This is a genomic window from Microbulbifer sp. ABF4_107, assembly GCF_056312215.1.
Genome location: NZ_CM149983.1, coordinates 746,710 through 760,220, shown reverse-complemented (window position 1 = coordinate 760,220; position 13,511 = coordinate 746,710). Strand labels below are relative to the sequence as shown.

General features: G+C 57.7%; 13 protein-coding genes. 3 read left to right on the top strand and 10 right to left on the bottom strand.

The window, feature by feature from the left end:
- The 5 genes from ACYX4K_RS03110 to ACYX4K_RS03090 all read right to left on the bottom strand — a co-directional run bounded on the left by ACYX4K_RS03110 (window position 1) and on the right by ACYX4K_RS03090 (window position 4,327).
- Entirely contained in the window at window positions 1–318 is a 318-nt protein-coding gene (locus ACYX4K_RS03110) for a YqfO family protein (RefSeq protein ID WP_475093564.1), read from the bottom strand.
- A gap of 17 nt (window positions 319–335) precedes the next feature.
- Window positions 336–1,190 (bottom strand): thioredoxin, encoded by an 855-nt coding sequence (gene trxA / locus ACYX4K_RS03105; protein ID WP_475093565.1) that lies wholly within the window; start codon window positions 1,188–1,190, stop codon window positions 336–338.
- 130 nt (window positions 1,191–1,320) lie between these two features.
- Window positions 1,321–1,998 carry an SOS response-associated peptidase family protein gene (locus tag ACYX4K_RS03100; RefSeq protein WP_475093566.1) on the bottom strand — a complete coding sequence of 226 codons (678 nt, stop codon included), beginning with the start codon at window positions 1,996–1,998 and terminating at the stop codon, window positions 1,321–1,323.
- A gap of 16 nt (window positions 1,999–2,014) precedes the next feature.
- Complete coding sequence (locus ACYX4K_RS03095; RefSeq protein ID WP_475093567.1) at window positions 2,015–3,400, bottom strand: hypothetical protein; 1,386 nt, start codon at window positions 3,398–3,400, stop codon at window positions 2,015–2,017.
- A 6-nt stretch (window positions 3,401–3,406) separates the two neighbouring features.
- Window positions 3,407–4,327, bottom strand: a complete 921-nt coding sequence (locus tag ACYX4K_RS03090; RefSeq protein WP_475093568.1) for a LysR family transcriptional regulator — start codon at window positions 4,325–4,327, stop codon at window positions 3,407–3,409.
- A 181-nt stretch (window positions 4,328–4,508) separates the two neighbouring features.
- Between ACYX4K_RS03090 and ACYX4K_RS03085 the strand changes: the two genes are divergently transcribed.
- Window positions 4,509–5,108, top strand: a complete 600-nt coding sequence (locus ACYX4K_RS03085; protein ID WP_475093569.1) for an NADPH-dependent FMN reductase — start codon at window positions 4,509–4,511, stop codon at window positions 5,106–5,108.
- Between the two features lie 33 nt (window positions 5,109–5,141).
- Here the strand turns inward: ACYX4K_RS03085 and ACYX4K_RS03080 are convergent, their stop codons facing one another.
- The 5 genes from ACYX4K_RS03080 to ACYX4K_RS03060 form a co-directional block, all read right to left on the bottom strand.
- On the bottom strand, window positions 5,142–5,576 hold the full coding sequence (locus ACYX4K_RS03080; protein ID WP_475093570.1) for an ion channel: 435 nt from the start codon (window positions 5,574–5,576) through the stop codon (window positions 5,142–5,144).
- 1 nt (window position 5,577) lies between these two features.
- Window positions 5,578–6,033: a tRNA adenosine(34) deaminase TadA gene (tadA, locus tag ACYX4K_RS03075; RefSeq protein ID WP_476178763.1), complete on the bottom strand. Its 456-nt coding sequence runs from the start codon at window positions 6,031–6,033 to the stop codon at window positions 5,578–5,580.
- A gap of 49 nt (window positions 6,034–6,082) precedes the next feature.
- Window positions 6,083–6,922 (bottom strand): 23S rRNA (guanine(745)-N(1))-methyltransferase, encoded by an 840-nt coding sequence (rlmA, locus tag ACYX4K_RS03070; RefSeq protein WP_475093572.1) that lies wholly within the window; start codon window positions 6,920–6,922, stop codon window positions 6,083–6,085.
- A complete protein-coding gene (locus ACYX4K_RS03065) occupies window positions 6,919–8,547 on the bottom strand; it encodes a GMC family oxidoreductase (protein WP_475093573.1) in 1,629 nt (542 codons plus the stop codon). The genes rlmA and ACYX4K_RS03065 overlap by 4 nt, the downstream gene beginning before the upstream one ends.
- Before the next feature lie 410 nt (window positions 8,548–8,957).
- On the bottom strand, window positions 8,958–11,690 hold the full coding sequence (locus ACYX4K_RS03060; RefSeq protein WP_475093574.1) for a family 20 glycosylhydrolase: 2,733 nt from the start codon (window positions 11,688–11,690) through the stop codon (window positions 8,958–8,960).
- A gap of 607 nt (window positions 11,691–12,297) precedes the next feature.
- Between ACYX4K_RS03060 and ACYX4K_RS03055 the strand changes: the two genes are divergently transcribed.
- A complete protein-coding gene (locus ACYX4K_RS03055) occupies window positions 12,298–12,804 on the top strand; it encodes a hypothetical protein (protein WP_475093575.1) in 507 nt (168 codons plus the stop codon).
- A gap of 68 nt (window positions 12,805–12,872) precedes the next feature.
- Window positions 12,873–13,370, top strand: coding sequence for an RDD family protein (locus tag ACYX4K_RS03050; protein ID WP_475093576.1), 498 nt, complete (start codon window positions 12,873–12,875; stop codon window positions 13,368–13,370).
- The last annotated feature ends 141 nt before the right edge of the window (window positions 13,371–13,511 follow it).

Genomic DNA, 13,511 nt, shown 5'->3' with positions numbered 1-13,511 from the left:
CTAGTTACAGCGGTCGTCCAGCTTCCACAGATCAAACGCCGGTTCCTCGTAGGGATGGGCGCCGCGCATCGCCGCGAGCACTCCATCCACCACCTCATCCGCACACACGGTTTCCACCCGGAACTCGGGCACGTTTTCCACTTCACCCTGCTGCCCGATAAAGGGCTGACTGCCGTCCAGCGGGCGGAACTGGCCGGTGCCGAGGACCTGCCAACAGCAGCTGTCGTAGTCACCGATACGCCCGGCGCCGGCAGCGAAGATCGCCTGTTTGACCGGCTCCAGATGGGTTTCGGGGATGTAGATACAGAGTTTGTACATGGCGCCTGCGTTGACGATCAGAACATCAGGGTCATCAGCTTGCGCTGGTAAGTGGTCGCCACCGGGTCGCCGGCACCCAGCGCCTTGACGATATCCAGGTAGGCCTGTTTGGCTGCGCCGTCGGCAAAACCCAGGTCCTTGCGCAGCAGGTTCAGCAAAATCTCCAGCGCCTCTTCGTGGCGATCCGCCTGGCTGAGTTGCACCGCCAGCTTGTAAGCGGACTCACTGTCTTCGGGGTTTGCCGCCAGTGCCTGTTGCAGGGCCTTGATTTCGGGAGAGTCAGCCGCGGCCTGCTTCAGCTCGAGCTGTGCCATCAGTTGCTGATAATCCGAATCCTGATCGGCCATCAGGATCTTGCCGAGTATCTCTTCCGCGTCCTTGGTGCGGTTTTTCTCCAACAGAACGGCGGCGTATTGCTTGGCAATATCCGCGCGCTCACCGGAATCCCCGTAAGCCTGGCGCAGTAACGGCAGCGCTTCGTCCAGCTCGCCCTCACCCACCAGTTTCTGCGCCTTCTGGAACTGCAGCTCCCAGGCCTTGGGCAGGTACTTGTCCAGTATCTCGCGGATTTCTTTTTCCGACTGGGCGCCTGCGAAGCCGTCCACCGGTTGGCCGTCTTTGAGTACCATGACCGTGGGCAGGCTGCGCACACCCAGTTGACCTGCAAGCGCCTGTTCGGTATCCGCATTGAGCTTCGCCAGCAGGAATTGGCCTGCGTACTCGTTGGCCAGTTTTTCCAGTACCGGCATCAGCTGTTTGCAGGGCTCACACCACTCGGCCCACACGTCTACCACCACCGGGCGCTTCATGGACTCTTCAATCAGTACCTGCTGCGCATTCTGTGCCGTCACATCGACGATAAACTCTTCCACGTCTACTCCTCGTATTCTGCTGTCGGGTCGCAGGGTTCAGTCGAAAGCCGGGGCGACCATAAATGGGCGCATGATACCCGATTCCGGGAAGTTTGCGCTTCCCGCCCGACACTTCCCGATCACTTTTCGCTCAATCACCCTGCGCCCCCTTGGGAGGAACATACTGATCCACTCGCTGCGCGTCGCCCGTGTACTCCATCTGCATGGCTTTTTTAAGTGGTTGCACCAACAATTCCGATTGACCAAGGCAAATATCCGGGTGCAGATATGGCTCGAATGGTTCGGTCTCTTCTCCGCCGAATAGCCACTGCTTAACAAACCCGGAGTCCAGTGGCGCGATCATTGGGAAGCTCTTTTCATGGAAGCGCTCGGTCTCCGGATGTGAAGCCAGAGTAATGATCGAGCAGCTCAGTAAATCTCCCCAAGTTTTGTACAGGCCACAAAAAAAGAAAGGGCGGTCGAAACGAAACTCTACCGGGTTCCTGCCGCGCTGGCTTTCCACCCAGGCGGTCGCGGGTATCAGGCAGCGGGACTTGCGATACTCCGGGCGCTGGCCAAGCTTTTTCCAGTTGCTGTTGATGGACCAGTATTTTTTGTGTGGCTTCCAGCCGTCACCGGACTTTTCCAGATACAGGTGCCAGATGGCATTTTCCACCTCCGGCTCACCGTGGCGCCCGGTGACGATACTGACCTTGCTGGTGGGGCGCCGACGGCGCCCGAAGATCATATTCTGCGGGTGATGTACACCGTACTCATCGAGAAAGCGCTCGATACCCGCATCGTCGTCGACATCGAATACGCTGCACATGGGTTGTTGCGTCCTGTTACCAGTTCAGTGAGGAAGGCAGGCGGGGCGAGGACAACAGCTGGGAGAATTTTTGCCAGCGCTGTTCCTGCGAGCCCGCATCTTTTTCCACGTAGTCTATGACCAGCTGTTTGCCCCAGTTGTAGTTGATAACGTAGGCACCGTAGGTATCCACAAACTGCACACGCTGGGCCGCTTTTTCCGGGCTCATAGCGGTGTATTTCTGAAAACGTTCGATGGCTTCGTCGCGGTCGATGTCACCATCAATATATTCCCGGGCGACAATGTTCTCTGCAAACTTCAGCTGCGCCAGTAAATCCAGAACCTGTTGATACTTTTCTGCACCGGCGGGATCCAGCCCTGCCAGCGGATAGAGGGTTTCTTTTTCAAAGCGGGTTTTCTCATCCCCGGGAAAGGCCAGTTCAATACCGTAATTGGCACTGCCTTCGGCAATCAGCGACTGGGGGCTGAATAGTGGATAGACACTGTATTCGACCCAGCCCTGATCATTGACCAGTTTCTCTTCCAGAAGCGCATTGTAGGTATGGTGACCGGGATAGCCTTCATGGCAACCGAGGTCCACGGCGCGATCGATATGAATGGGGAGGCCGCTGTTGATCTGAATCAGACTGTGGGCCTTACCCTGATACCAGTTGTAGCCGCTCCAGGGTTTGCCCTGAACATATTCCAGCCGAAAACTTTCATTCTTCGGCAACTGGATTTGGGCCTGAGTGCGTTTTTTACATTCGTCAATCGCAGCTTTGAACACGCTGTCCAGTTTGTCTTCGGGAATCCGGTACTGCTCACGGAATGCCTGCACACGAAGATGGAGCGGCTCATCACCGGGGAGCGCCTGATTCAGCGCTGCCAGTACCGGGTCAAAGTCTGCATATTGCTGCACCGGTGGCTCGGTGTCGTAGAGTGCGCGAGCTTCTTTCTGGAAATTCCGAAAACCCGCGTCGGCGATATGGTGCGCATGGGCAACGACGGCCTTCAGCTGGGTTTTCAGGTAGTGCTGGCGCAGGGTGTTCAGGTCTCCCGCGGGCTCAACGCTGTCCGGTAATTGGGCGAGCAGGCGCTCCGCACGGTTGGCCAGTTCTGCCGGCGAGGCACTATCCTCTGCCGCTTCGGCCTTCCAGGGGGCCGGGCCGTAGTAGGCATCCACGTAGCTTTTATCGTGATTCCCGAGCGTTAGGACCAGGCGCACATACTGCTCCGCCAGTGCGTCCAGCGCGGCATCGCTGTGCGACTCCGGTTGCAATTCTGACTTTTCAGCTCCGGAAGCCTCCACCGGATGCTGCTCCGATGTCTTTTTTTCCGTGCCGCCGTCACAGGCGAACTGAAAAATGGCCAGCAGGAATACAACCGCGGCACCGATTCGTTTATCCACAATAGTCTTTCCCATGGTGATTTATCTTTGCAATTCCACCCGCCCGATTTCCGGCGAAAGCCCGGCGAGTGACTGTTTGATCCAGTCGAGAAACAGTTGCACCTTGCGCGTGCGGTGCATATCCCGGTGGGTAACCAACCACAGGTTAGTGCACCACTCCGGCGGCGGTTCAATTAACCGCTGCAGTCCTGGGCGCGCTTCCGCACACCAGTGGTTCAGGGCAGCGATACCCACACCACAGCGAGCCGCATCTTCAAAACCGGAGAACTCATTGCAACGAAATACGATCTGCTCGTCCGGAACCTGTCGGGTAATCCAGTGGAGGCTCGGGATAAAGTCGTAGGCTTCGGTGGGCCCGATAAACCGGTGCCCGGCCAGGTCGTCCAACCCATTGAACGGCCCACACTCCTGCAGGTACTCGGCCGAGGCGTATAGTGCGCTGTTCAGGGAAGTGGCCGGTTGCACCACATAGTCGGGCTCGGTGGGCCTGGCGCCTGGACGGATTCCGATATGCGCCTCGCCATGATCCAGCCGCAGGTGCCGCCGGTCTGCCACCAGCTCCAGGCGCAGGTACGGGTTTTCCCGCTGAAAACCGCGGATCACCGGCATCAACAGCGGAATCAGGGTATTCACCGTGGTAATTACCAGAGACCCCTGCAGTGTTTCCTCGGCGCCCTGCATTTTACCCACCAGCAGATCCAGCTGGTCCTGCATGTTCTCCGCAGCCCCCATTAGCATCTGCCCCGCCTCGGTGGGTACATAGCCCCGCGGGTGGCGGATAAACAGGCGGGTTTTCAACGCCTTTTCGAGCGCATCGATACGTCGCAACACCGTGGAGTGGGACACTTCCAGCTCAAGCGCGGCACCGGACAGGGTGCCCGCTTTGGCGACGGCCAGAGCGTAATGCAGATTGTTCCAGTCCTTGACCGAGTTCCCCGCCACAAGCGGCCCCCCTAGGTTATCCAGCCCAACGCCCATTCACGGCAGACTCTAGCCCGACCAGGACTTCTGTGCAAATTTGCACAGAAACATTGCGCTCACGGCATTTCTGTTCCTTTGTGGCTTCCCCAGAATAGCCCCATACCCCAGCACCCAAGCGGGATCACCTTTCGGAGGAACGAATATGAGCACCCCACGTAAACCCCACCTGCTGGCCCTGGCCGGCAGTCTGCGCAAGGATTCCTGGAACCGCCAGCTGGCTAGCGCTGCAGCCAGGCTGGCTCGCGAGGCCGGCGCCGAAGTCACCGAAGTTGACTTGCGCGAGTTCCCGCTGCCGCTGTTCGATGAAGACATCGAGGCAGCGGCCATACCCGAGGCGGCGAGCCGCTTGAAAGCCCTGTTCGCTTCTGCGGACGGTTTGCTGATCGCAAGCCCGGAGTACAACGGTTCGGTAAGCGCGGCATTGAAAAACCTGATTGACTGGGTCTCCCGCCCGGACGGACAGTTTGGGCGAGCCGAGGTATTTCAGGGCCGCCGCGCGGCACTCTTCGCCACCTCGCCAGGCGGGCTCGGCGGCATGCGCGGACTGAATCACCTGCGCGACATTCTGCAGCCACTGGGTACCTGGATTGCCCCGACCATGCTGGCGGTACCTTCATCGATGACTGCATTTGTCGACGGCAAACTGGTGGACGAGACCGCAATAGCGCAATTACGCGCACTGGTACACGACACCTTGCACGCGATCGAGGTTACCCGCCTGGGCGCAACCAGCGCCGCCTGATCGCAGGATATGCCGCACCCTTGCGGCATTCGATTACTCGTCTAATTGCCTCGTCCAAAAGCGCTGCATTTTCAGGAACAGGAAAGAAGCGGTCCAGGTAATCATGACCAACCCGGTCAAAGCCTCCAGTCCTGCGGTAAAACGCAGGGCGCCGTGAGGCTCGATATCACCGAACCCGAGCGACGTATAATTAGTAAAGGAGAAATAGACGCAATCCAGCATGGCGCCGTCGAAATTCCCGGTTAGGGTGCCAAACAGCGGTGAGTGATACATAAAGTAGTAACCCACTGCAAACATCCAGATCTCGAGAATATGGGCAATCAGCGCACCGAACACCCCGATCAGTACTGCCACGTTACGGCGAAACTTCCATCGATGTGATACCCAGAACAGCGCATTGAGCGCCTCGTGGTGAATCACCACCGCGAATGCCACCAGGAACATATTGATCAGGATTGCTACCAGCATCTCAGCGCCGCTTCTGAAAAAAATCTCGCACCAGAGAAGCCGCCTGGTCCTGCATCACACCACCTTCCACCTGTACCTTGTGGTTAAAAAATGTCTGCTCGGGTAACTGTAACTGGCTGGCAACCACGCCGGCACGGGGCTCGGTGGCGCCGTATACCAGCCGGGCGATTCGCGCGTGCACCAGGGTGCCAAAGCACATGGTGCAGGGCTCGATGGTTACGTACAGCGTGGCCCCGGGCAGGCGATAATTCTGCTGATGTTGCGCAGCGGCGCGTATAGCCATGACTTCTGCATGGGCGCTGGGGTCGGAAGCAGAAATCGGCTGATTAAAGCCCTCACCGATAACCTCACCCTCCAGCACCACTACTGCGCCAACAGGTACTTCGCCCAATTGAGCAGCCTGCTCGGCCAGGGCAAGGGCTTGCTGCATAAATATAAAATCGCGCGGTGTCGCCACGGTTCACTGTCCTGATAGTTACTCTGTTCTGGTGGTATGCATAATTGTATTACTGACCCCGCTCCCGAACATCGCCCGGATCCATGATCAGGCGGCGCAAAAGAAAGTCCGCCTCCAGATGCAGCTCGCTTTGTGACTCCAGTTGCTGGCGGGCCTCGCGCTTACCCTTCCACGCAAACGGCGTCATGGTAAGAAAATCTTTGACCGCTTCGTTGTCGTTCATGTGTAGCGGAAATTCACAACGCATTTCGCTTTCGGGGACCAGCCCGGAAATAGTCGCCGGAGCGCTGTGTTGTTGCGGATGCGCGTAGAGCCGGGATTTAAGGCTCCACAGGTGATCAGGGCCGGGAGATACATCGAGCAACACGCCACCCGGTTTCAAAACACGTACCAGCTCTTCCGCAGGACCGGGCGCAAATACGCGTAATACCGCGTCCACACTGGCATCGGCCACCGGCAGATGAAAACTGCTGGCAACCGCAAACTGAGCGTGCGGCTGTTTTTTTGCCGCGAGCCGCACACCCGCTTTCGCGATATCAATACCGTAAATCAAGTTTTCGGGCCAGCCGCCGCTCCCCAGTTGTCGCGCGTAATAGCCCTCGCCGCAACCGATGTCCAGCAATACGGGGGCTTGCACGCCCGCGGTAACGGGCCGCAATTGGGCGCAGATCGCTTCCACCAGCGGCCGATAGTGGCCGGCCTCGAGAAACCGGCGGCGCGCGTTCAACATTTCCGCGGAATCCCCCGGTTCACGGCTGCGTTTTTGCTGCACCGGCAGCAAATTCACGTAGCCCTCCTTCGCCCGGTCAAAACTGTGGCCGTTGGCACAACGCCAGCTTCGGCTTTCCAATGGAAGGGATTCACTGCAATGGGGGCACTGCCAGATCATGCGTTTTCGCTGATTTCCTGTAATTGCTGTACTGCGGATTTGTTCAGAATCAGATCTGCCGCTTTTTCAGCGATGGCAATCACCGGTGCGTTGGTGTTGCCGCTGATGAGGGTGGGCATTATGGAGGCATCCACCACACGCAGTCCATCCACACCACGCACGCGCAATTCACTATCCACTACAGCGAGCTCGTCCTGGCCCATCTTGCATGTCCCCACCGGGTGATAGATGGACTCCGCTTTCTGGCGAATAAAATTGGCGATGGCGTCTTTACTGGTGAGCGACTTTTCTGGCAGCCACCGGCGCTTTTGCAACTTATTCAGTGCGGGTTGCTCGATGATGTCCCGCGCCATTTCAAAGCCCTCTATCAGTACCTGCAGATCTTCCGGCTCTGCCAGATAGTTGGGTTGAATCGCGGGTAGCGCGCGCGGGTCACGGGATACCAGACTGATCTGGCCTCGGCTCTTGGGGCGCAGGGCGCAAGCGTGCAGTGAATAACCGTTACCGGGACGCTTGTCGAGGCCGTGATTAAATAGTGGCGCCGCGCTCAAGTGGAACTGGATATCCGGATGCTCTCCAGCAAGACCAGAACTGGCAAAGCCTCCCGCTTCCGCCACATTGTTGGTCAGCTTTCCTCGGTTGAGCAAAAGGTACTCGGGAAAATGCATTGCCGCGCCCAGCTTGGACAGAAACGCATCGTTAAAGCCAACAGGGCGATTAGTTTCCACCACCTGGGTAATATCGAGGTGATCCTGGAGATTGCGTCCCACACCGGGGAGGTGGCACTGGGGAACAATCCCCAATTTTTTTAGTTCATCCTCGGGGCCAATACCTGAGAGCATCAGTAGTTGAGGCGACTGAATAGCACCTGCACAGAGAATGATTTCCTTATTCGCCACCACGCGCTGACCATTGACCAGCGTGACGGCACTCACCCGATCGCCCTTGAATTCCAGTCCTGCCACCGGAGAGCTGGTGTAAATGCTTAAATTGGGGCGCGCTTTAGCCGGATACAGATAGGCCGTGGCCGACGAGCAGCGGCGTCCGGCCTTTTGCGTTACCTGGTAAAAACCAACACCGTTTTGCTGGTAGCCGTTGAAATCGTGATTGTGGCGGTGCCCGGCCTCCTGCGCGGCACTTACAAAGGCGCGCCCCGCCGGCGATTTCCATTTCAAGTCAGAAACAGACAGCGGTCCAAAGCCACTGTGCCAGGCATCACTCCCTCTCTGATTCCCTTCCGCCAGCAAAAAATACGGCAACATCGCATCCCACCCCCACCCGGGGTTACCCGCGTGCTCCCAGGCGTTGTAGTCACCGGCGTTACCGCGGATATACAGCATGGCGTTGATGGCGCTACTGCCCCCGAGGACTCGGCCGCGGGGCCAGAACAGGCGGCGGTTATCGAGGTTAGCCTGTGGCTCGGTGTAGTGGTGGAGATTGAACCGCTTGCCCGGCACCAGATAACCGATCCCCACTGGCATCTGAATCAACAGGTTGTGATCTGAGGGTCCGGATTCCAGCAAGCAAACCCTGTTTTGCTCGTCTTCGCTAAGTCGGTTAGCCAGCACACAGCCCGCCGATCCTCCTCCGACAATCACGTAGTCGTACACTTTGCTTCTCGCCATGATCTTCTCTCGCTGAAATTTATGCTTGTTATCGTGAGCGGCAGGACGAACTTGTGGCCTGCGGCGCCCAATCTAGCACTGAACTTTCACTGAACTCTTGTCAAAACGTGGCAAACCCCGCGCCTTTCCGCCCATTAAACGCGCGATTTCGAAATCCGTTAGAGATAAGCCGCTATTCGCGGCCGTCGCCCCAGCAATTGTAGACCTGAGCCGTGCAAGTCCGATGATTGCCCGAGACAGACGATGGCAACGTAAGCGCCAGTCAAATCAGCAGGAAAAGGCGGTCGGGAAGGAGGATCAAAAAGAAGGAAGAAAGAACAAATAGCAGAGAAACGAGATGTCAGCGGAGAGGTAAATCGGGCGCCCGAACTTCGAGCACCCGACTTTACCCGGTCATGTCTCCGGGAAGCTTACAGCGCCACCGCGCGGCCAGCGCGCTGCCCATCGGCACTGCGCGCGCGAACGGACTGTACGGACTGAGGCGCCACATCCGCAGACAGCGGCAGCCACTGCTCGCCGTCAAAGTACTCCAGTGCCAGACCCGGGTACGGCAGAGCGGTCTTCACACTCTCACCATCCACTACGGCTCCGGGCACCGGCACCCGATAGCCGATCCCCGCACGATCCAGCTTGAGCAGCTCCTTGTTGCCCAGAGCGGCGGAAAAGCCTGACCAGTCTGCGGCAACGGCCGACTTGTCCACAAAAGTGGTTTCACCGTTAAAGCTCTGACCTTTCTGCAGCGGCAGTTCCCACTCGGCCTGATGCCAGGCGCGCTCCGCCAAGGCCAGCAAGCGCGGGAAGACCTGATACTCGACCGCTTCATCGGTCCGCACCACCTCACTCCACAGCTGGCCCTGTATGCCGCGCACCTGACTGGCAAATTCCATTCCCGGCGAGGTAGCTTCCCAGCTTTGGCCATCGCGATTGGGGTAGAGCTCCGCCAGCTGGGCAGTATTTACAGGCGCATAGCTAAACGTCTTGCGCGTATCGGTATAGCGAGAGGCCCAGTAGTAACCGCGCTCTTTCGGGTCCACTTCCTGAGGCATATCAAAGTACAGGTAGTCCGAGTGTGACTGAACCAGGTCGAAGCCGGTTTCCGCAAAGTGCACACTCTCGTCACCACCACCCCAGAACAGGGGCGCCCAGGAATTCACATAGTTGTTCGGTGTCGCCAGCTCTTCGCCCGCGTCACTGATTTTTTTCACGCCGTCGTTCCAGGCTGCCATGGTCGGGATACCCGCATCCGCCACCAGCTTGCTGACACGTTTGGCGTAGAGTTCACCCAGCTCATCAATGGCCTTTACTTCACCACTGGCGACCAGTTTCTGGCACTGGGGGGAATTGGTCCACGGCTTACTGCGCTGCTCTGCACCGACATCGCCCTTATCGGGGTTCTCGCCGGGACCTACCTCAAAGGCGTCGGCCGCGAGAATATTCACCGCTTCATCTCCACCAAAGTGCCAGGTTTTCAGCGGGTGGCCGGCGCGATCGTGCATGGCCTTCACTTCACCGATCAGCTTGCCGACGAAGTTATAGGTTGAGTCCACGCAGGGGTTGATGTAGCTGTCGTCGTAAAACTGAACGGAGAGATATTGAGTGTCGTCCTGTGGATCGATCAGGCGATAGGCGTTTGCTGCTTCCGCATCGGAATCTTTCAGCTTGCGATACCGCGCCTCCATCGCCACGACCGCAGAGCGCGCGTGGGCCGGCATATCAAACTCAGGGATCACTTCGATATGGCGATCTGCCGCGTAGCGCAGGATTTCTTCGTAGTCTGCAACGCTGTAGAAACCACTGCCGAAGTTGTCCGCAAAAGGACCGGACCCCAACTGTGGCAGCAGACAGCGATTCTCTTCCAGATCGAAGCAGCGCTGACTGCCAATCTCAGTCAGTTCCGGCAGGCCCGGAATTTCCAGGCGCCAGCCCTCGTCATCAGACAGGTGGAAGTGGAATCGGTTGAGTTTGTAGGCCGCCATCTGGTCCAGCAGCTTGATGATCACTTCCTTACTGTGGAAGTTACGACCCACGTCCACAAACATGCCCCGGTGCGGGAAGCGCGGTGCATCTTCCACAATTGCCTGAGGCAGGCTGGCACTGTTCAGGTCCACCAGGGCAAGCAGGGATTGCACACCGTAAAAAGCACCGCTGGCATCGGCACCCACAACCTCGGCACCCTGCTCGCCTACGTTCAGGCGATAGGTCCCGGCGGGAGGTAAAGAGGCTCCGGCGGGACGGTCATTAAACGCCGTCGCATCCACCTTTATGGATACCGGATAGGCAGCGTCGCCATTGGCGGACAACTGCAAGGTTGCGAGGCGCTGTTCCAGCGCATTCACACTGCCCGCATCCAGGCCTTCTGCCCGCAGTTCGATACCCGCGTTCAGCTGGATAGCCGGCGCTTCCGACAGCTCGACCGAGGCAGGCTGGGGGATAATGCGACCGCGCCAGTCCTGCTCATCGACAGGCTGTACATCGGCGGTGAACTGCTGGAAGCGACTGCCTGCAGTGGCCAGGGTATTGGCGTCGTCTGCGGCCCGCTTCCAGTTGTCTGCGTCATTCTTGTTAATGGGAAGAACAATGTCTGACAGGTCATCGGTATCCGTGGAGCGAATCACATGAGGTTCGCCAGCGGCATCCACCACGAACAGGCGCGGCTGGAAATCCGACTCGAATTGCATCCAGCTTTCCGCCAGCAGGTCGAGTTCGACGGTTTCCCCACTGCCGATACCGGCAAACTGTTCGTTGGGAATCAGGCGATGCAGATCGCCATTCACTCTTTCCAGGGTAAACGCATCGGTATTCAGCAGCGCCAGAGAGCGGCGCACACTGTGGAAATAGAGAGTCCAGTCACGCTCGTCGGCAGCCACGGCCGGACCGTTATTGATCAAGCTGATGCGATAAGTGGAGCAAGTCGCGCCACTGCCACCGGCCTGTTTGCACTGGGCTCGCAGGGCGTCATCCACCCCCTGGAAATTGAGCAGTACTTCCTGAGTGACATCGAAATTCGCGGCGATACGTTCGGGCGCAGGTACATCAGCGCCCGCCAGAGTCTCGGCGGCCGGGGCTCGGGAGGACTCCGGGTCCGCACAGGAGGCAATAAAAGCTGACAGGGCCAGGCTGGCAAAGAGTGGGATCCGTCTCATGGATGATCTCTGTTTTTGGTGGGTGCCCTGCGTCCAACATAATCAGACAGCGCACTCGTGGATTCTTATGTTGTATGCGCGGATTTCAGAATCCGGCCAGCGCACCACAATAGCGGAAAAGACAGCGCTGTCAACCGCAGGTACTCAGCGAACGGGTAGCCGTAAAGGTCAGCTACACAATTGCAGATCCGATTACCCAGCGAGCGTCCGGAACTCGACACTGAACGACCTTCACAAACATGACCAAACCTGTGCCAAAAGTCTGCGACCAGGAAACCACGATCACTTTTGCCCCCTCTCAATAATGAATCAGCGCAGCGGTCACTAGACAATGTTTTTATAACCAGCACGGTGACCATACAGTTTTTATATTAAAAAACATTGGCAGAAACATCCCCGCAGGCCTCGCAAACTGGGCAAAACTCAATACATTCAGCACTGACGGGGCTCGCAGCGTAATGACTGAATCTGGCACAATTTTCACAACCAGCATTGGCACTTTTCCGTTTTTTGTGAGATACAACGTCATGTTCAGGGTGAGCCATAATAAATTCAGTGGTTGTTCAGTAGCCAACTGAGCCAAGTAAATACTCCCCGGGGTGGAAAAATGGATTCTCGCAGCACTCGGTATCTTCCCACTAAGCGCCTGGCCAGAGCCGTGCCGGCAGCGCTTGGTCTCATTCTGCTCCCCATTTCCTCCACTCTCCTGGCTGACGAAATTTTCATCCCCGATTCCAATGGTGCACTGAATCTCCAGGCCGACAACGCCTTCTTCATCGACAGTGCCTTTGGCATGGACAACAACGCTCTATACGAATCCGCAGAAAACCTCCGCAACAATTCCATGGGCATGATCCACCGCCGTCTAAATCACCAGTGGCTGGAGCAGCACACCCGCCCCAGTGAGTACGCGGACAAGACCGGCGGCCGCGCGGTAAATGAAATCCTGAAAATGGGCTTTAAAACCTACATGGAACAGCACAAGCGCAGCAAGCAGCACCCGCTCCTGCGCTACACCCAGGGCGAAGGCAAATTCAACTTCAACAATGTTCTGGACTACGACTTCCGCCTGTCAGACGACAAATTCAAGATCTCGGTTGAATACGAGTTCTGAAGTCCGGGCTTCTTCGCACTGCTAACCTGCTAAAATCTCCGCCACTTATTCCACAGGCGGAGAATCCCGTGTCCGACACCGTCAATACACCAACCCAATTCAATCAACTCCCCCACGCCGGCGTGCTGTCGAAGCTAATGGCGCTGCTCTACGATGCCCTGATCGTGGCAGGCCTGTGGATGGTTTACGGGTTCTTCGCCATGCTGGTGGCATCGACATTTGGCGGCCTGCACTGCCAGCCGGAACACGTGGATTACACCCCTTGCGTGGGCGGCCCCGTGTATCAGCTCGGCCTGGCACTTGTCACAGCGGGCTATTTTTTCTGGTCGTGGCGTGCGGCGGGGCAGACCATCGGTATGCGCGCCTGGCGCCTGATGGTGGCCAACAATAACGGTATGCAGTTGAGCTGGTACCAGTGCTGTATTCGCGCATTAGTGGGCCCGATCTCGTTAGCGTGTTTTGGCCTGGGTTACTTTTGGGGATATTTCCGCGCAGACCACGCCAGCTGGCACGACCTGGCATCCGACGCCGAAGTGCGCCAGCTGCCGAAAAAGAAAAAGAAGTAAGACACGAGACCCGGACGGTAGCGAATTGCGAAGGTGCCAAAGCCGGGTGCGTCTCCGAGAGGCCTTCAAAAACAGGATGTTTTTGCAGAGCCCCCAGGGATGGGTTCACGGCGTGCCTCTCGGGGACGCACCCGGCAGCGG

Bases quoted from the DNA above. Each gene is read 5' to 3' on its own strand.
- rlmA (WP_475093572.1), bottom strand. From the start codon at position 6,922: ATGATCTGGCAGTGCCCCCATTGCAGTGAATCCCTTCCATTGGAAAGC.
- ACYX4K_RS03080 (WP_475093570.1), bottom strand. From the start codon at position 5,576: ATGCTGGTAGCAATCCTGATCAATATGTTCCTGGTGGCATTCGCGGTG.
- ACYX4K_RS03110 (WP_475093564.1), bottom strand. From the start codon at position 318: ATGTACAAACTCTGTATCTACATCCCCGAAACCCATCTGGAGCCGGTC.
- ACYX4K_RS03095 (WP_475093567.1), bottom strand. From the start codon at position 3,400: ATGGGAAAGACTATTGTGGATAAACGAATCGGTGCCGCGGTTGTATTC.
- ACYX4K_RS03060 (WP_475093574.1), bottom strand. From the start codon at position 11,690: ATGAGACGGATCCCACTCTTTGCCAGCCTGGCCCTGTCAGCTTTTATT.
- ACYX4K_RS03085 (WP_475093569.1), top strand. From the start codon at position 4,509: ATGAGCACCCCACGTAAACCCCACCTGCTGGCCCTGGCCGGCAGTCTG.
- ACYX4K_RS03055 (WP_475093575.1), top strand. From the start codon at position 12,298: ATGGATTCTCGCAGCACTCGGTATCTTCCCACTAAGCGCCTGGCCAGA.
- ACYX4K_RS03065 (WP_475093573.1), bottom strand. From the start codon at position 8,547: ATGGCGAGAAGCAAAGTGTACGACTACGTGATTGTCGGAGGAGGATCG.
- ACYX4K_RS03100 (WP_475093566.1), bottom strand. From the start codon at position 1,998: ATGTGCAGCGTATTCGATGTCGACGACGATGCGGGTATCGAGCGCTTT.